Annotated in this window: 17 protein-coding genes; 15 read left to right on the plus strand and 2 right to left on the minus strand. The window is 52.2% G+C overall.

Annotated features, from left to right (window positions below):
- Window positions 1–8: 8 nt before the first annotated feature.
- A complete protein-coding gene (locus tag ACYQ8U_RS05345; protein ID WP_459944485.1) occupies window positions 9–2,111 on the minus strand; it encodes an AsmA family protein in 2,103 nt (700 codons plus the stop codon).
- A 201-nt stretch (window positions 2,112–2,312) separates the two neighbouring features.
- Between ACYQ8U_RS05345 and ACYQ8U_RS05350 the strand changes: the two genes are divergently transcribed.
- Window positions 2,313–2,960, plus strand: a complete 648-nt coding sequence (locus tag ACYQ8U_RS05350) for a YiaD family glycine zipper/OmpA-like lipoprotein (protein ID WP_459944486.1) — start codon at window positions 2,313–2,315, stop codon at window positions 2,958–2,960.
- A gap of 119 nt (window positions 2,961–3,079) precedes the next feature.
- On the opposite strand, the gene ACYQ8U_RS05355 is transcribed toward ACYQ8U_RS05350, so the two are convergent.
- On the minus strand, window positions 3,080–3,952 hold the full coding sequence (locus tag ACYQ8U_RS05355) for a DNA ligase (RefSeq protein ID WP_459944487.1): 873 nt from the start codon (window positions 3,950–3,952) through the stop codon (window positions 3,080–3,082).
- A 417-nt stretch (window positions 3,953–4,369) separates the two neighbouring features.
- Here ACYQ8U_RS05355 and ACYQ8U_RS05360 point away from each other — a divergent pair, with 417 nt between their 5' ends.
- From ACYQ8U_RS05360 to ACYQ8U_RS05425, 14 genes are all read left to right on the plus strand, one after another.
- Window positions 4,370–5,590, plus strand: a complete 1,221-nt coding sequence (locus ACYQ8U_RS05360; RefSeq protein WP_459944488.1) for a response regulator — start codon at window positions 4,370–4,372, stop codon at window positions 5,588–5,590.
- A 34-nt stretch (window positions 5,591–5,624) separates the two neighbouring features.
- Window positions 5,625–6,065 carry a response regulator gene (locus ACYQ8U_RS05365; RefSeq protein WP_459944489.1) on the plus strand — a complete coding sequence of 147 codons (441 nt, stop codon included), beginning with the start codon at window positions 5,625–5,627 and terminating at the stop codon, window positions 6,063–6,065.
- A 142-nt stretch (window positions 6,066–6,207) separates the two neighbouring features.
- The gene (locus ACYQ8U_RS05370) at window positions 6,208–6,762 is read left to right on the plus strand and encodes a CBS domain-containing protein (protein WP_459944490.1); all 555 of its coding nucleotides are present in this window, start codon (window positions 6,208–6,210) and stop codon (window positions 6,760–6,762) included.
- 47 nt (window positions 6,763–6,809) lie between these two features.
- Window positions 6,810–8,318 carry a DASS family sodium-coupled anion symporter gene (locus ACYQ8U_RS05375; protein ID WP_459944491.1) on the plus strand — a complete coding sequence of 503 codons (1,509 nt, stop codon included), beginning with the start codon at window positions 6,810–6,812 and terminating at the stop codon, window positions 8,316–8,318.
- Between the two features lie 277 nt (window positions 8,319–8,595).
- Window positions 8,596–9,993 (plus strand): sigma-54 interaction domain-containing protein, encoded by a 1,398-nt coding sequence (locus tag ACYQ8U_RS05380; protein ID WP_459944492.1) that lies wholly within the window; start codon window positions 8,596–8,598, stop codon window positions 9,991–9,993.
- 11 nt (window positions 9,994–10,004) lie between these two features.
- Window positions 10,005–10,361 (plus strand): NifB/NifX family molybdenum-iron cluster-binding protein, encoded by a 357-nt coding sequence (locus ACYQ8U_RS05385; RefSeq protein ID WP_459944493.1) that lies wholly within the window; start codon window positions 10,005–10,007, stop codon window positions 10,359–10,361.
- Entirely contained in the window at window positions 10,358–12,079 is a 1,722-nt protein-coding gene (locus ACYQ8U_RS05390; RefSeq protein ID WP_459944494.1) for a sensor histidine kinase, read from the plus strand. The genes ACYQ8U_RS05385 and ACYQ8U_RS05390 overlap by 4 nt, the downstream gene beginning before the upstream one ends.
- Window positions 12,066–12,461, plus strand: coding sequence for a response regulator (locus ACYQ8U_RS05395; protein ID WP_459944495.1), 396 nt, complete (start codon window positions 12,066–12,068; stop codon window positions 12,459–12,461). The genes ACYQ8U_RS05390 and ACYQ8U_RS05395 overlap by 14 nt, the downstream gene beginning before the upstream one ends.
- 31 nt (window positions 12,462–12,492) lie before the next feature.
- Window positions 12,493–13,146 (plus strand): hypothetical protein, encoded by a 654-nt coding sequence (locus ACYQ8U_RS05400; protein ID WP_459944496.1) that lies wholly within the window; start codon window positions 12,493–12,495, stop codon window positions 13,144–13,146.
- A 461-nt stretch (window positions 13,147–13,607) separates the two neighbouring features.
- Window positions 13,608–14,075, plus strand: coding sequence for a hypothetical protein (locus ACYQ8U_RS05405; protein ID WP_459944497.1), 468 nt, complete (start codon window positions 13,608–13,610; stop codon window positions 14,073–14,075).
- Window positions 14,072–15,631 carry a two-component system sensor histidine kinase NtrB gene (locus ACYQ8U_RS05410; protein ID WP_459944498.1) on the plus strand — a complete coding sequence of 520 codons (1,560 nt, stop codon included), beginning with the start codon at window positions 14,072–14,074 and terminating at the stop codon, window positions 15,629–15,631. The genes ACYQ8U_RS05405 and ACYQ8U_RS05410 overlap by 4 nt, the downstream gene beginning before the upstream one ends.
- 1 nt (window position 15,632) lies before the next feature.
- Complete coding sequence (locus tag ACYQ8U_RS05415) at window positions 15,633–15,992, plus strand: response regulator (protein ID WP_459944499.1); 360 nt, start codon at window positions 15,633–15,635, stop codon at window positions 15,990–15,992.
- A 71-nt stretch (window positions 15,993–16,063) separates the two neighbouring features.
- On the plus strand, window positions 16,064–18,178 hold the full coding sequence (locus ACYQ8U_RS05420) for a molybdopterin-dependent oxidoreductase (protein WP_459944500.1): 2,115 nt from the start codon (window positions 16,064–16,066) through the stop codon (window positions 18,176–18,178).
- Window positions 18,175–18,627, plus strand: a complete 453-nt coding sequence (locus ACYQ8U_RS05425) for a 4Fe-4S dicluster domain-containing protein (RefSeq protein WP_459944501.1) — start codon at window positions 18,175–18,177, stop codon at window positions 18,625–18,627. The genes ACYQ8U_RS05420 and ACYQ8U_RS05425 overlap by 4 nt, the downstream gene beginning before the upstream one ends.
- Window positions 18,628–18,641 lie beyond the last annotated feature (14 nt).

An 18,641-nucleotide genomic window follows, 5' to 3' on the forward strand; every position in this document is an offset into this window, starting at 1 on the left:
TTCACTTTTTATTTACCGAATAGCCCCTTCAGCAAGCCCTTGGCCTGTTCGACATCTTCTTTCAATTTTTCTTTCGTCTCGGCAGGAACCTTGCCCGTCTTGATGATTTCACCCAGTTCCTCTTCGCTCGGCAGCCGGTCCCTGGCCAGAGCTTCAAGGTCGGGCCTGAATTTCGGGGCCTTGAAGGTTCCCCCGACGAGGATCGGCACTGTCACTCCCTGCCGTTCCTCCACGTCGCCCTGTCCTTTAATCGTACCGACCAGGGTTGGCTTGACCTTCATGTCCAGCGACTCGCTAACCAGATCGGCATTGCCCGTGGCAGATACCCTGATAAAAGGTGAGCGCAGGATCGTTTCCTGGGTATTGACCAGCCCGTTGGTTATGGTAAACGGGGCGTGCAGCTCGGCAAAATCGGTTTTTGGCTTTTCCCCCTGCTGCTGCAGGGTAAAGCCGGACTTGATGGTTCGGGCCATCTGGGCCAGGTCCAGACCGAGCAAGGCGCCATCCAAAAAGAGCAGATCTCCTTTGCCGTTCAGGGACTCTTTAATACGCGGCGCGGTATCCCCCTGCAGGGTGACAGCAACCTTCGCCTTCAGCTTGCCTTCAATGATCTCTTTTTCCGCAAAATCCTTGAGTAGAGGGCCTGCCTGAACGTTCTGCACTGTAAGGTTAAGGGCAGTGACCGGGATGTTTTTTTGCACATTGACCTTTCCGGTGGCGCTGATGCTCCCTTCATAGAGCTCCATAAGAAGAGAATTGAGCGTAAAAAGGCCATTCTTTCCAGCAAGGTCGACAGTAAGGTTGTTCACCGTGCCGCCGTGTACCTGCACCTTGCCAAGCTTCGCCGTCGCCTGCAGCACCATTTTTCTTAAGGGTTCGTAATTCACCGGAGGTTTCTTTGCAGGCGATGAGACAGCGGCGGTCGGTTGTACCGGTGGTTTTGGTGGTGTCCCGGATTGCTCCTGCCCGGAAGACGGTTTGCTTTCTGCTGCCGCAGGCGGAAGATAACGATCGACATCAATGGCATCAACGACCAGGTTCATGGCCAGATCAGGGCGGGAAAAATCTTTGGCGGTCAGGTCGAGAGTAATGGTCGAGTCGTCGAGGATAATTTTTGCACCCGACAGGGCGACCTGCCCGGCATCACCGGCGACAGTTGTCTGAAGACTGATCTCGTCAAGAACCTTCGGGTCAGCGGTTGCCACCGGAAAAGGCATATCGAGGACGGAATACAGCTTTTTGAGGCTGAATGTCGGTACATTGACGTCAAGGTTATATTTTTTTTGTCCTTTCAGGTCATCGACATAGCCGCTGGTCTCTACGGTCATCGTTTCAAGGGCCTCAACGACCAGATCCAGCTCAAGTCTGCCTACCCCGGGGTCGGAGCCAACAGGCCCTGCCCAGCCTTTCAGGCTCAGTGGTTTTCCATCGAGGTGGCTCGACATGGTTATTTTGATGGGGGTATCGAGGGAAACGTCGTCAAGCTGCAGATTGAAATCAGACACCTCATGTTTCACCTTGTTCTGCAGATCGTTTACATGAATGCGGCCGTCGGTTATGGCAAATTCGCCAACAACAAGTGACTGCAAAACAAAGCCATCCTGTTGCAGACTCTTCTCGGCAGGCTGTTTGCCACTCTCACCGGCCACAGGTAACGGAGCGCTTGCAGGTGCCGCAGCGGGCGGTGTAGCGGGCGGTGTCTTGGTTGACTCGGACAGTTTCTGCCAATTCCAGATACCGTTGGCATTCTTTTCGAGAAATATCTCCGGCTGCTTGACGACAAAGCTGCTTATTTCCACATTACGTGACAGCAGGGGCAGCACCTTGAGCCGTGCCTGAAAACTATCGATACGAACAAACTTTTTATCGACAAATCCATCAGGATTATCCAGCTGCAGCTCGGTGAAGCTCAGACCAACCCAGGGAAAAATCGACAGGCTGATCTCGCCGCCAAGGGTCAAGGGGTACCCGGTTTTCTCGGTGACCAGTTGTTCGATTTTAGGCTTGTAGCGTTCGATGTCGACAAGCATTGAAACGGCCACTACTCCGGCAATGATTACTATACCGATGCAAGCAGCAGCTATCATAAAATATTTTACCGGTTTGCTCATACTGGTCACCTGTCTGCAGTTTATATGGTGAAAATGGGCGAGAATAATCTGGCTTCATGCCAATCTCAATTTTCAGTAAGACTTCCATACTTCATGGACATGTGATACCATTATTACTACGATAGGGATCAAACAAAAACAGAAAAATTCACAGCAACAATAACAATACCAACAACAACCGTATTACTTAAGGGAGTCACAATGAAGAAGACATTACCACACATTATTGTTTGTTCAGCCTTAATCGCCTCGCTTACCTCCTGTGCCAGCCTCGACACGGACCAGAAACAGGGGACGGCAGTAGGAGCAGGAGTGGGGGCCGGCTTGGGCGCCGCCTTGGGTCAGGTCATCGGCGGGGACACAGAAGGGACACTGATAGGGGCAGGAATTGGTGCCGCACTCGGTGGAATAGCCGGCAACCAGGTTGGCAAGTACATGGATAATCAGGAACAGGATCTCAGAAATGTCATGGCCTCCTCGGACGCATCGAGTGTTCGCCGGAGCGAAGACGTTCTAGTCGCCTCTTTCAAAGGAGAAACATTTTTCAATCATGATTCCGCCGTTCTTTTACCTGGAGGATACTCGGAAGTTTCAAGAATGGCCGGTGTCCTGAACAAGTATAATCAAACGCAGATAGAGGTCGGCGGCCACACCGATTCCACCGGCCCGGAACAATACAACCAGCAGCTGTCAATGCGCCGGGCCGAAGCGGTTGCTAACGCCCTGGCGCAACAAGGAGTCAACCCCGCACGAATAAGGGCCATCGGTTACGGAGAAAGCAGGCCGATCTCCTCCGATCCGGCCATGAACCGCCGGGTAGAAATTACCATCCTGCCCGTGACCAGCTGATTGCCGGAAAAGAGCATATCGGTTATACACTGTACCTTTCCGGACAGAGAGCTGCTGCTTTCTGTCCGGATTTTTTTTATTGCAGGCACTGCCCTCGATGCAGGTGTTGCAGAACAGGATCAGAGCAGATCCTTATCCCCCCTGATGCGCAAAAATGAAGGGAACCGGGGAATGCCGGACCGGTGATAGCCGAAATATTTAAAGGTAATGACCTCCCCGAGGGATGGGGGAGTGTTTCGTTCGGCATCGGTGAAGCCGGTGCCGATTTTAAAACGGGTGCCATTCGGTAGTTCGACCAGCAAGGCACCAAGCCTGCCGAGGTTTCTTCCCTGACCGGGCAGGTGTTCCACCACCACCGCCTCCGCGTCTTGAAACTCCTTGACTTTGAGGATCTGTATACTGCGTCCCCCGGTGTACAGAGCAGCAGGGTCTCTGACGATCAGCCCTTCGCCCCCGAGTTCCTGGACGCGCTGCAATTCCTGCTGGAGCTGGTCACCATGGCGAAGGGGCATCTGGTCAATAACAAAGGCATAGGGCGAAGGATGATCGGCAAACCAGTCCTGGGCTTTTTTCAGACGCAGAGTGAAAGGCCCGGGCGTCTTCGGTACATCGAAAATGGCGAACCTGAGCTGCAGCCAGCCATCGTGGGCTTCTTCCTGTAAAACAATCGACAAGGTTTTTTCAAAGGTGCCGCGGCCGGCCCAGATTTCCCCTTCCAGGGCAAAACCAGGGAGCCCCCTGACAAACGCCGCCGGCGGCTGAAACCGCTTGCCGTTTTTCGACCACAGCTTTTCGCCATCCCAGTAACCACGTACTCCATCGAGTTTTTCGCTGAACATCCACCCGGCGACGTCGTCCCCTTCGACATAGACTCCGGGCAGCATCATCTCCGGTGATGCGCTCTGCACAGAGACTGCGGAAAACAACCAGCAAAGCAGGAGGAAAACACTGCCTGCCTTGCCGAATGCCTGAACAAAACGTGAAAGTATCATCGTTGCGTCATCCTCCTGGTGACCTGCCACACCTCTATTTTCTTGCGGTAGAGTCCGAGCTGCTCGTCAAGAGCAAGATATTTATCGGATTGTTGTCACCTCGTGGTGCTCGACAATCAGTTACTTATTGATACAATATCTCCCTTAAAAAACAAGCAGCACATCCGGCAAAGGCGAAAAAATTGATGCTCGCACCGTCATCACCAATACACTAAGTTACATATCGTAGCATTACGTTACAACAAGACAATTTGATACATATTGCCATCCGAGACCGAAAATAATTTAACATCTTTTATTTACATGACATTTTCCATTATTGACTGACTGGCACGGAAAGTGCTTATATTATGTAAAAACACTTTATACACGGCTTATTACTGCATGTCAAAATTGTTTCACCAGGGAGGATCCAACATGTCATCAATTGCATTATTTCCATGTCTACCTACACTTGAGTCGGGCATTATCGGCGAGTTATCCAGCACTCTCACCCTGAAGATCTATACCGACGAAAATCTATTACAGGAAACCGCCGCCCAGTTCGACGCCAACCCGGAACGACTGCGAAAGATGCTCTATTCGAAGACATCTGTTTTCAACCAGTTCACCCTTGAGAGAGAGAAAACCGTCAACATGTTTCGCCTGCTGCTGGCCGACAAACTCGCCTCGCCCGACGAGTATCTGTTCTACGGCTTTCTCACTTCTCTTATTCCTCCTCAGATAACTGAAGTTTTACGGGTTGTACTCGTTGACAAAAAGGATCGGCGCATAGAACGTGCCATGGCCGAAGGGCGGTCAAAAAAAGAAGCGCAAAAAAACATCCGCAACCACGACATCAGTGCCTTCGCCTGGACCGATTTTCTCTTTCAGAAAGAGGCCTATGACAGCACGCTCTATGATCTGGTCGTTCCGGCCGAGGATCTGAATCATCGGCAGATCACCAAAGAAATTCTCGGATATTTCCATAAAACCTCCGTTTTGCGTACAGTCGAGTCCCAGAAGGCCGTACAGAACATGAAACTGGTGGCGCAAACAGAACAACTCCTGCTCAACAATGGCCACAAGGCGGAAGTCAGGGCGGATGGCGGCAACATCACCCTGGTCGTACCAAACACCGCCTTGAACTTCAGCGGGTTGAAAAAAGAACTGACGCAGCTTGTCAAACAACTGCCGGGAGTAGAGGACGTTGCCGTGGAAACACGCAAGACCTATGCCGACAATGTCTATCGACAACAAAAGTTTGAACTTCCTTCCAAGGTGCTCTTCGTCGACGATGAACGGGACTTTGTCCAGACGGTTTCACAACGCCTTATCAGCCGTGATGTTGGTACTTATGGTGTCTACGACGGTAAAGAGGCACTTGAACTGATCGCCGAGGATCAACCCGAGGTGATGGTACTTGATCTGAAGATGCCCGGTCTGCACGGTGTTGAGGTGTTGCGCAAAACAAAAGAACTGGCGCCTGAGATAGAGGTGATCATTCTCACCGGCCATGGCACCACCAAGGACATGGATGAATGCATGCAACTTGGAGCATTCGCCTATATGAACAAACCGGTAAATATTGAAGAGCTCTCGGCAACGATAAAAGCAGCCAACGATAAAGTTCACTCTCAAAAGTTGAAGACAGCCTAACCGTTTAAATATTCTTTCAAAGGAGCGACACATCATGGAAAAAAATCTTAACGCCAAAGTTCTGCTGGTGGATGACGAGGACGATTTTCTCAAAACCCTCACCCAGCGACTGGAAGTACGAGGTCTCAAGGTAACCGGAGCAACCCGCGGAGAAGAGGCGGTCGATCTGGTCGACAAACAGGAGTTTGACGCCATTGTCATCGATCTGGCCATGCCCGGCATGGACGGCCTGGAAACCTTGAAGCAGATCAAGGAAAACCACCCGGAGGCGGAGATCATCATGCTCAGCGGCCAGGGTTCCATCAAGAAAAGCACCGAGGCAATGAAGCTCGGGGCCGAGGACTTCCTTGAAAAACCGGTGGACATCCAGGAGCTGCTCCAAAAAATCGCCGAAGCAAAAGGCAAACGAATCCTAATTCTGCAGGAAAAATCCAGAGAGGAAATCGAAAACATCCTTAGAAGCAAGGCATGGTAGCCACCCTGCGCCGGAAATGAATTCCGGCAAGGCAATGTGTTCGACCAAAACAGCTGCAGATATTTTCTGCAGATAACAGATTTTTGCGCCTTTTTCCCAGCCAAAAGGGAGGCAGGTCATTGCAAGAAGAGGAGGATGTTTCTTGGATACTTTAAAAATCAGTGAACTCATGAGCCCCGTGGACCAGTTTCCACGGATCTCCGATCGGGCCAATTTTTACGAGGCCCTCATGGCTCTGGAGACCGCCCAGAAGTCATGCCGCGATGGCAAATGTAAGGAATGCGTCCTATTGGTGGAGGATCAGGATGGCAACGTCATCGGCAAGATCTCGCCTGTTGATGCCATCCGTGGCCTCGAGCCCAAGTATGACAAAATCGAAACTCTCAGGGAGGATATCCGTTTCGGCCTGCCCCAGGTCTTCGAAACGATGAAGGACGATTACCGACTGTGGCAGGAACCCCTCGGTGACCTCTGCCGCAAGGCGGTAAACATCAAAGTGGAAAGTATGGCATGCCTTCCTGGTGAGGTCGAATCGGTAAAAATTACCGATAGCATGGACAATGCTCTCCATCTTTTTGCCACCACGCGCCATCACTACCTTTTTGTCATGGAAGACAACCGTATAGTCGGCCTCCTGCTGTTGACCGATGTATATACAGCCATCTGCAAGATCGTCAAAGCATGTGAGATCAAATAAGCATGCTCCAAATATGAGCTGAAGAAACTATTTTTTTCATTTTTTATATGTCCATCAACGATTTCTCAAGTAATTCAAAGGAGGACGAGGTGAGCGCTACCCAAACAACCCCGACAAAACCCGATTTCAAGAGACTGTTTTTTCTCTTTCTCGGTATAATCTTATTTGCCATTGTCAATTATTCACCGCCCTGGCCCGATGCCATCGATCCCATGGGCAAGGCCTTTACGCTTTCGCCCGAAGGCAAGGCGTCCCTGGCCCTCTTTCTTCTTGCCGGAACCTGGTGGGTCTTTGAGGTCCTGCCTATCGGTATCACCGGACTTACCATCGGTGTCGTCCAGGCCCTGTTCTTTATCCGCCCGGCGGCCACGGCCTTCAAGGATTTCATGGATCCATCGGTGCTCTTTATTTTCGGCTCCCTGATCATCGGCGCCGTGTTTACCAAGGTCGGTATCACCAAACGTCTGGCCTATAAGATGCTGATGATCGTCGGTGAACGTACCTCAATGATCTACCTCGGCTGTTTTGTGGTCACCGCCCTGCTCACCCATGTCATGGCCCATACGGCCGTTGCTGCAACCATGTATCCGTTATTGCTCTCTATTTATGCTCTCTACAGCGACGACGACAAACCGACCAAATTCGGCAAGGGGCTGTTCATCGGCATGGCCTTTGTCGCCGGCGCCGGCAGTATCATCACCCTGCTCGGTGCCGCCCGCGGTATCGTCGCCCTCGGTTTTTACCAGGAGATCACCGGCAAGACTATATCCTTTTTCGAGTTGACCTACTATATGTTCCCCATCGGCTGGCTCATGGTTTTTGTCATCTGGGGCTTGATCATGGTTCTCTGTCGACCGGAAAAGGCCACCATCCCCGGCCTGCGGGAAAAGGCCCGCAGACTCAGTGCCGAGATGGGTCCCTTTACCCGTAACGAGATCCTGGCCTCCGCCATCATCTTGGGCGTTATCCTCTTCCTCTCCCTGCAGTCCTTTGTTCCGGCCCTGAAGGCATTTAACAAGGCGGCGGTTCTTTTGGTCTCGACCATTCTCTTTTTTATCCTGCGGATTCTCGATATCAAGGACCTGGAAGACGTACCCTGGAACATCATCCTCCTCTTTGCCGGTGCCATGAGCATGGGTTTCTGCCTCTGGCAGACCGGGGCGGCGGAGTGGCTGGCCATCAACTGGCTTGGCATCTTCAAAGATGCCCACTGGTTCATTTTCGTTATAGCCATTGCCTTCTTCGTCATGGTCATGACCAACTTCATCATGAACGTCGCCGCCATCGCCATCTCCGTACCGGTGGCCCTGGTTGTTGCCCCCTATCTGAATGTGGCCCCGGAGGTTATCGTCTTTGCAGCCCTGGTAACGGCCGGTATGCCTTTTCTACTGCTGGTGGGCGCGGCGCCCAACGCCATCGCCTACAACTCGAAGCAGTTCACCAGCGGTGAATTTTTCGTCTACGGTATTCCGGCGAGTATACTCCTCATGGCTCTGGTGGCCCTGGCCGTACTTCTGGTCTGGCCGCTGTTGGGTATGCCCATTCTTCTGCAGTAAAATAATTCTCCTGCAGGAGAAAGTACAAAGCCTCCCTCGGAATCGATTGACCCCGAAGGAGGCTTTTTGTTTTTTGCCGCCGGTATGCCGTTTATCCTGCTGAGGGTAGTGGTATGGCTGGCGGTCACGGTGTTCTGGCCGCTCATGGGCATGACGGTGATGGCCCCCGCCGGCGGTTGAAAAGAGTTGGCCGGGAGACGTTACAGTATGGTATATTCCACAAGAAGTGATATGCAGCGTTCACCTAACCAGCGGCAATGAAGCCACGTAGAGACCTATGAACGTTCCCCTCAATCTCAATATCCCTGTCCTTTTGGAAGGCATACCTCATCCGGCGATGATTCTTGACGATTCGTTCAGGATCATCGTCATGAATCGATTGATGGAAGCGATGACCGGCTACTCCACCGATCGGGTGGCCGGCATCCATGGCGAACTGGTCGTCCGCAGCAACACCGGCAACAACAAGGGCCAGCTCTACAATAAAGTCATGCAGACAGGAGAGGCTTTGTCGGTAACAGGCGATATCATCAACTCCTATCGGCGCAAGATAGCCGTGCAGTACAGCATTGCCATTCTCGATCAGCATGGGGGCAGCCATTGCGGCCTGCTGGTCGTTGTCGAAGATCTTTCCGCCCGGGAGGTGGCACACAAATCCGGCATGAGGAATTCCGCCTCGCTCGAGCTTGTCGGTTACAGTCCGAAGATGCAAAAGGTGTTCGATATGATTCCCCTTTTGGCCCAGACCGATGCATCGGTGATGATCACCGGAGAAACCGGCACGGGAAAGGACAAGATCGCCGAAATCATCCACCAGAAATCCGCACGGGCGAGACTGCCTTTCGTCAAGATCAACTGCGGCGCCCTGCCGGCGGGACTGCTCGAATCGGAACTCTTTGGCCATGTCAAAGGGGCCTTTACCGGGGCCAGCCGTAACAAGCCGGGACTGTTCAGCCTGGCTGACAAAGGCACGCTTTTTCTCACGGAAATAGGCGATATGCCGCTGCCCCTGCAGGTCAAACTGCTCTCCGTGCTCGATGATCGGGAATTTATCCCGGTAGGCGGCGAACACAAGGTCTCCGTCGATGTGCGGATCATTGCCGCGACGCACCGACCGCTCCGGGAGCAGGTGCGCAACAGCACCTTCCGGGAGGATCTTTTCTATCGCCTCAACGTTCTCCATATCCACCTGCCGCCCCTTCGGGAACGCGACGGAGATGTCCGCTACCTGCTCGATTATTTTCTGCAGAAATTCACCAAGGCACTGAACAAAACCATTGTCGGTTTTGCGCCAAGTGCCATGGAGGTTCTCCTGCCGTACAGCTACCCCGGCAACATACGCGAACTAAGCAATATTATTGAATATGCGGTGAATATCTGTAACCGAAGAAAGATCAACACCGATCATCTCCCCCCTTACCTGCTGGAGCAGCAAGCCGCCGCAGAAGCCCCGACTCCGGAGCCAAAAGTTGGCCATGTCAGGGACGATAAGCCATCACCGGACAACGATACGACAAGAGCTGACACCCAGGAGAGCTGGACGGATATCGAGCGTCGGCTGATCGTCGAAACTCTCAAGGAGCATGGCGGCAATAGAACCAAAGTTGCCGAGAGCCTCGGCTGGGGACGGATGAAGCTCTGGCGGAAAATGAAGAAATACGGCTTACAGGAGTAACAGGATACCTTATGCAGAAGCTTTTAATCCCCGTACAGGGCGATTTTATCGCCCCGCGATTTGATCTGGCGACGGAAATCCTCATCGTTCGCTTTAAAAACGGCGCGACGACCAGCGAACCGAAAATTATCATTCTGGAACGGCCCTCCGACGAGACCCTGTGCCAGATGGCTGTTGAAGAAAACATCACCGATGTTGTCTGCGGTGGGATAGAGGATGTGCATTACAGATTCCTGGTCTGGAAAAAGGTTACCGTACTCGATGCAGTCATCGGCAGCTGGCAGAAGGCCGTGGAAAAAATTGTTTCCGGCACCTTGCAACAAGGCGACATACTTATCAAAAGCAATGATCAAAGGCTGGCATTATGAGCATATTCTCCGATTTTATCCATAAAATATTCCCGTATGTGTTCGAGGATTCGATCCAGACAGGTATAAAAAGAAGGAGCTATAAACAGTTCAGCTTCATTCTGTTTTCGGTTATGATTGCCATTGCTATGGGTCCAGTCATCATGACCGCCGGTCTCGGTTACAACAACTACAAGGACCTGCTGGAAAAAGAAGAGCGGGGCCAGCTGGAATCGCGGCTCGACGGCTCGAGCAGGGCAATCGAATCAATGGTCGAAAGCCTGAAGTCGGTGGTACTTTTTGTCGCCAGACCGAACCGGTATATCGAACTCACCACCGGTGACAGCCTCGAACGACTTTTCATCAGACTCAAACGCCAGTATGATTTCTTTGCCGACCTCGGGGTCATCGATGATGCCGGCATACAGCAGGACTACTGGGGGCCTTACGACCTCAAAGGGCAAGACTATTCCGAGGAAACCTGGTTCAAGGAAGTAATTGCCAAAGGACTCTATATCAGCCATGTCTATGCCGGTTACCGGCAGGTGCCTCACTTTTCCATTTCCGTCTCCCATATGGACCCAACAATCAAGAAAGTCTGGGTCTTGCGGGCAACCATCGACGCTATTACCCTGCAACGCTTTGTCGACACCATCAAGACCAATGTATCGGATGATCTTTTTCTGGTCGATGAAACTGGTCTGCCACAGACCCGATCGGAATATTACGGCCAACATTTCTCGCAGATCGGCCTTGACATGACCCCGGGAATCCATCATGGATTCTCCAAGGATGAAGAAAATATTTTCTATGCCATAGGCAAGATCAAAAACACTCCCTGGTCCCTTATTCTGGTGGAAAAACAATACATCCATCACCAGGACTGGGTGGCCTTCCAGGCCAGGCTTGTCACTATCGTCCTGGCCTGCCTGGCCCTCAACCTGCTCATTGTCTATGCGCTGGTGACCATGCTGACCAAGCTCATCCGCAAGGCTGACGAGCTGCAGATCACCATGCTCAAGGAAGCGGAACATACCGACAGGCTCGTTTCCATCGGCCGGTTAGCGGCGGGAGTCGGTCATGAAATCAACAATCCGCTGGCCATCATCAACCAGAAGACCGGCCTGGCCGAGGATCTGTTACTCATGTCTCCGGATTTCGAGCATAAAGAGACTATATCCGGCTGCCTGAGGGGGGTTAATAAAAGTGTCGATCGCTGTAAGGCAATCACCCACCGGCTGCTCGGCTTTGCCAGACGTGCCGATGTGCATAACGAAACCCTTCAGGTCAATGATATTTTAAAAGAAGTCTTGATTTTTCTGGAAAACTCGATGATGCATAACAGGATTTTAGCAGACCTGCAGCTGCAGGAAGATCTGCCTCTGATCTCCAGCGATCATCTCCAGCTGCAGCAGATATTTTTAAACATCATCAACAACGGTATTGACGCTATCGGTAAAGATGGAACAATATCAATAACAACGCACACGGTTGCCGGAGATGTCCGAGTAGTCATTCAGGACACCGGCCACGGCATTGCTCAAGAGATTCTGCCGCATATTTTTGAACCTTTTTTTACCACCAAGGAGACGGGAAAAGGAACCGGCCTGGGGTTATCAATTACCTATGGACTGATTAAAAAACTCGGCGGCGATATTACCGTACGATCACAAATTGACAAGGGAACAGCCTTTACAATAACTCTCCCCATACAAAGGGATGGACATGACACAGACTGAAAAACACCACCTGACAGTATTGATAGCCGACGACGAAATCGAATTTGCCTCGACCCTGGTCGCCCGTCTGCGACTCCGAAATTTTCGGGCTGATATGACCAATTCCGGCAAAGCGACACTGGCGGCAATTGAGCGGGAACAACCGGATGTACTGGTTCTCGACCTGAAAATGCCTGACCTCGATGGCCTTGAGGTTCTGGCCAGCCTGCAGGAGAAGTATCCCGCCCTGGCGGTGATTATGCTCACCGGCCATGGTTCTTTTGCCGCGGGTCAAAAGGGCATGGAGCTGGGCGCCTACGATTATGTCATGAAGCCGGTTGACCTGAACCTGCTGATCGAAAAAATCGAAGGGGCCTTTCAATCGAAAAAGACGACACCGTAATACGTGTAAATCTTAAAAATGAGACAATGCTATGGAAAAATCAACTCCCGATAGGGTCTGCGTCCTGGTCTTTGCAAAAATTTCGGCAGCCATCTCCCATGAAATTAAAAACACCCTGTCGATCATTAACGAGAATGCCGGCCTCCTCGAGGACTATGCGCAAATGGCTGAACAAACCGGCGGTTTGCCGCTTGACCGTGTCTTGTCAATCACCCAGACCATTGCCAAACAGGTTGACCGGTCGAACATCATCATGAAAAATCTCAATCGTTATGCCCATAGCGGCGATACCAGCCTGGCCCATGCGAACCTAAAGGAGACGCTGTCTCTTGTGGCAGCTCTGGCCAGCCGCCAGGCAGCCATGAAAGAGATCCGGACAACCGTCGAATGCCCACCGGATATTGCCATCTGCACCCACCTTATCTCTCTTGAATCCCTTATTTATCTTACCCTGCTGACTCTTTATGAAGATTGTGCGGCAGAAAGCTTCGTGACAATGGCGGCAGTGGCGGAGAAAGAAAATATTGCCATTTACTTCAAGATTGAGGACAAGAACATTTTGCCGCCCGACAGGTTTCCAGACCATGACCAGCAGCTTCTGGCGGAACAGATTGGGGGTATCTACCGTCAGGACAAGAATACGCTCTGTTTTACCTTCCCGGCACACAAAGACCGCGCAGTGTAACAACGAGGTCGTGAAAAAAACGACAGCCTCTTCCGCACGACCGTACTCCTGTTCTCTACGACACAATGCACACCGTGGCAGGAGCCGGTCAGCAACCTTCTTGTTGCACTTTGCTGTCGATCTCGCGCCTGGTAATCGACATACCTCCCTTTCTTTAGGCACTTTCCCCAACTGCATCATCTATGTTGCACCGCACCGGACGCGCTTTTATCCGCGAAGATAGCAACAAACCGTATTTTTTTGACCAGACAGCTTCGGCTTTTCTAAAAAGCGGCTGCACAGTGTGCAACATTTTCGTTGCACAATTTTGCCATAAACGATAATCTTTTCTTTATTGAACCTCTCTGCACGCCAACCATGTTTCACAAGAAATTGATAATACATTATATTTTTTCAATCTCGACACTGTCGTATTTACAGGCACAAATCATGCAAGTAATAATCAACACAGGAAAAATACAATGAAACACACCCTTGTCATACAAAGCATAGGCTTAACAGTGCTCCTCGTACTCGGTCAAACCGAGAGTGCATGGGCCCTTCAGGCGCACGGTGCGCCGGAGGGAATCTATGTCCATCAGATGGCCCATCTGCTCTTTATGGGGGCGTTAGCCTATCTCTACTGGCACACTCGCCGGTCACCGGTTCTGGTCAGCAAGGGATGGAAGTACCTGCAGCTTTTCTGTATTCTGCTGTTCTGCTGGAACGTGCTGACCTTTGTCGGCCATGCCACCTTTGAACACCTTTTGGCGACCGATTTTATACAGCGAGAGAGCTGGGGCGAACAGCTTGCCCCTCCCCTTTCGGTTACCAAAACACTCTATTTTATCAGCAAGATGGATCACTTTCTTTACCTTCCTGCGCTCATTGCCCTGGTGATCAGTCTGCGCACTTTTTATCTCGAAACACGGATGGAGGCGGCGCGATGATCGGCCTGCCGCTTCTGCCGGTTATAACCGTTGAGTTTTTCGGCTCCGGGTTTGCCATTGTCCTCTCCTTCATGGCTCTCGGTTATGCCTGGTCGCTCGTCAGACTGCAGCCCGACAACTTCATATGGGGATTTCTTTTCTACTTCTGCATCGCCCTAGCCGCTTTTTCCCTTTCGCGGGGCGTCGGCCATATGCTCCGTATCATCCTGGTGTACAGTGACCATGGCGCCATCTGGAAAAAGCTCTCTCCTTACTCCGGTGGTTTCAACACCATGTTGATTATTTCCGCCTCGGCCGTAACCATCTATTACCACAAAGGGTTGCAGGCGTATAAGGCAATCCGCTCAAAGGCCGAAATGCTCACCGAAGCAAACACCAAACTGGCGACAAGTGCCGAACAACTGCGGCAACTCAACACCCATCTTGAAGAGATGGTCGATGAACGGACCCGCAATCTTTCTGAATCAGAGAAAAAATTTCGAAATTTTTTCGAAAATTCTAAAGATATTATTTATTTTTGTGACATAAACGGGACCATCACCAGTATCAACCCGAGCGGCAGACGCCTCCTCGGCTTTAATGCGCCCGAAAACAGTGTCAATTTCCACGACCTCTTTAATAACCCGGAGGATCTTCGGCATTATCTGCGCCAGCTGCGTGAAACCGGGTCCGTCAGTGATCTGGAAATGGAATGTACCGGCAAAGACGGTACAATCCGGCATATTCTCCTCTCCGCCAACGCCCTCTATGACCACCACGGCGCCATCGTCGGCTGCGAAGGGATCGGCAAGGATATGACCCGGATGAAGACCATCACCGAACAGCTTATCAGCCACGAAAAAATGGCCTCCATCGGCCAGATTGCCGCCGGGGTTGCCCATGAAATCAACACCCCGCTCGGCATAATCCTCGGTTACACCCAGCTGATGATGGACGACTTCACACCCGACACGGAGACAGGGGGCAATCTGCAGGTGGTCGAGCGACAGACCAAGGCATGTCGCCGCATCGTTGCCGACCTGCTTAAATTTTCCCGGCAGGCGGAAAGCATCAAGGCCCCTATCGACCTGAACAAAATCATTGAAGAAGTGTTGTCCGTCACCGAGCACACCCTGCACATCCACCATATCAGGGTGGTTCGCCGGTTCGCACCGGAACTGCCGCTCGTTTACGGTGATACCGAAAAACTGCATCAGGTGTTTATCAACCTGTTCAACAATGCCCAGCACGCCATGGAAGAAGGCGGCGAGCTCATTGTTTCCACCGGAAAAACCGCAGAGGATGTCCAGGTCTCGGTGCAGGATAGCGGCAGCGGCATCCCGGATGCCATCAAAAACAAGATATTTGACCCTTTTTTTACCACAAAAGAGGTCGGCAAAGGCACTGGCCTGGGGTTGTCGGTGACCTACGGCATCGTCCAGGAACATAACGGCAGCATTGAAGTTGAAAGCCCGATAGTCGACCCGATCACCCACACACATTTTTCGGGAACCGCCTTCCATATGCGCTTCCCGACAACCGGAAAACAAAACGTCAATGACGAGGAGCATCAGTAAGATGGCCGAAATACTGGTATTAGACGATGTACTGGATGCAGTGATCCTGATCAGGAAAATACTGACCAAGCAGGGACATACTGTGCACACCTTCACCGAAGAAGAGGAGGCGATCAGCTTCGCCGGCAGCAATCATATCGACCTGGCCATTCTTGACATCAAGCTCAAGAAAATGAGCGGCATCCAGGTCCTGGAACAGCTGAAAAAGGTCAGCCCCGAGATGAAGGTCATTATGCTTACCGGCTACCCGACAATTGAGACCGCCCGCGAGGCGATCGAACTTGGCGCCGGAGAATATTGTGTCAAACCAATTGACAAAACCGAGTTGGAAGAAAAAGTGGCGGAAGTACTCGCCCGTTGAACAGTCTCCGTTTGGAAACTTCTCTTTGCGAAGAGACACTCATAACCAGAACCGAAACCGAGGAGAGTTGCATGAAGAAATCAGTCTACTCCATGTGTGGTATGTGCACCGTCCGCTGCCCCATCCGCGTGGAGTCCGAAGACAACAAGATCACCTGGATCGAAGGGAATCCGCATTTACTTGGCGGCGCCTTATGTGCCAAGGGAACGGCCGGCATTGCTCTGCTCAATGACGATGAACGGCCCAAGCAGCCATTGATCAGAGTCGGCGCCCGCGGTGCCGGACGCTGGCGTGAGGCGAGCTGGGATGAGGCCCTTGATTATGTGGCCGGCAAACTGGCGGCAATCAAGGAGCAGTACGGCCCGGAATCGGCAGTGCTTTCTTCCCGCGGAGGCCCATGGCAGCAAATGTACAAGGCCTTTATTCATGCCTTCGGTTCGCCTAACTACACCAACCACGACTGCACCTGCGGCCGGAACACCCATCATGCCAGCCTGTCCATCAACGGTGTCGGGCGCAAGGGTTTTGCCTACGATATAAAAAATGCCAAACATCTGGTCCTCTTCGGCCGCGACATGTTCTCCGCCCTGCGCATCGCCGAAAATCACCAGACCCTCGACATGCTCGACAAGGGCGGCCGACTGACCTATGTCGATGTCCGTCAGACCATGACCGGCACCAAGGCGACACGATTTTTCCAGGTTCGTCCCGGCACCGATTATGCCCTCGCCCTGGGCGTTATCCATCAGGTTATCAAAAAGGGCTACTACGACAAGGATTTCCTCGAGCAATTTGTCACCGGCTTTGACGAGCTCTGTACCTTTGTCGAGCAATACACCCCGGCATGGGCCGCAAAAGAATGCGGTGTGAAGGAAAAGGATATCATCGCCTTTGTCGAGGAGATCGGTGCGGACAGACCGAATGTCATTTTTCATCCAGGCTGGAACCTGGCCCGGTACAGTGATTCATTTTATGCCAGTCGCGCCATGCACATTCTTAATGTGCTGATGGGCAACATCGAGATGAAGGGCGGTCTGTACATTCCCAAAGGTGCCGGAGACTGCGGCAAGAAAGGCATCCGTTCCATCGACTGCGCCAAGCCGGACATCAAGCGCGGCGACGGCGTCGGCTGGGAGTACACCCATTTCGACAAGGGACCGGGCCTGGCCCATCTGTTCTTTAACCATATGATGACCGAGGATCCCTATCCGATCAAGGCCTGGATCGCCATGCGCCATGATCCTTTCAGCGGCATGCCTGATCCGGAGCAGCAGAAACTGGCCATGGACAAATGTGACCTGCTCGTTTCCATCGATACCAACTACAGTGAATTCGGCTGGTACAGTGATGTGATTCTGCCGGAGTCCACCTATCTCGAGCGCGACAATTTCATTGTCCAGCAAAAAGGCCTCAAACCGCGTCTGGCATTGCGCAGAAAAGCAGTTGAGCCGAAATACGACACCAAGTCTTCCTGGGAAATTTTCACCGCCCTGGCGCATCGCCTCGGTCTTGAAGAAACCTTTCCCTTCAAGACCATCGAAGAACTCTGGGCCTGGCAGCTCGAGCCCACCGGGTACACCATGGCCGACTTCGACCAGAAAGGCTTTGTCGAACTGGCCGACAGCCCGGTCTTTTATGACCGTGAAAAGCTCGCCGGCCAGTTCAAGACGCCAAGCGGCAAGATTGAGATCGTCAGCGAAAAGTTGACCAAGGCCGGTTTTCCATCGTTGAAGCCGTTTGAAAGCCCGCAGGCCCCGGAAAAAGGCATGCTGCGCCTCATCTCCGGCAAGGTGGCCGTGCACACCCAGGGACATACCATCAATAACCCGCTGCTCTCCGAGCTGATGCCGACCAATACCGCCTGGATACACAGCAAAAATGCCAAGAAACTTGGTATAGAAACCGGAGATCTGCTTGAACTGTCGTCCGCCGACAAATCGTACCATGCGACGGTGGCCGCGCATGTCACCGATCACGTGCATCCGGAAGCAGTCTTTGCCACGCACGGTTTCGGCAAGGAAATCCCCCGCCAGACCCGCAGCTTTCTGGCAGGAGTCAGTGATCAGAAACTGATGATCGGCAAACTCGACGATTGGGATCAAGCAGGCGGAGGCGTCAGCCTCTGTCAGGTTTTTGTCTATGTGAAGAAGAGTATCCGTAATACCAAGAGGAGAATCGCACTGTGAAGAAATATATGATCCACCTCAACTCAAAAAGGTGTATAGCCTGTCATGGCTGTGAGGTTCATTGCAAGGTCAACAAGAACTTGCCGGTCGGCCCTTTCCTCTGTGACATCAGCAGTACGCCCTTGAAGATGATCGGCGGGGTGCCGAGAACCGAGATCACCTTCTCCACCTGTCGCCATTGTGACGATCCGCTGTGTGTGCCGGTCTGCCCGACCGATGCCATGATCCAGCGCGCGGACGGCATCGTCTACATCGACCAGGAAAAATGCATCGGCTGCATGGCCTGCCAGAAGGCCTGTCCATGGAGCATCCCGGTACAAAATCCCGATGACGGCAAGGCGGTGAAGTGTGATTTCTGCATGGACCGCCTCGATGCCGGGCTCAAACCGGCATGTATTGCCAAATGCACTACCCATGCGTTGAAACTGGTGGCGCTGGAAGTGGTGTAATTGCCCCATAATCG

The sequence above is a fragment of the Desulfocastanea catecholica genome (assembly GCF_054657295.1).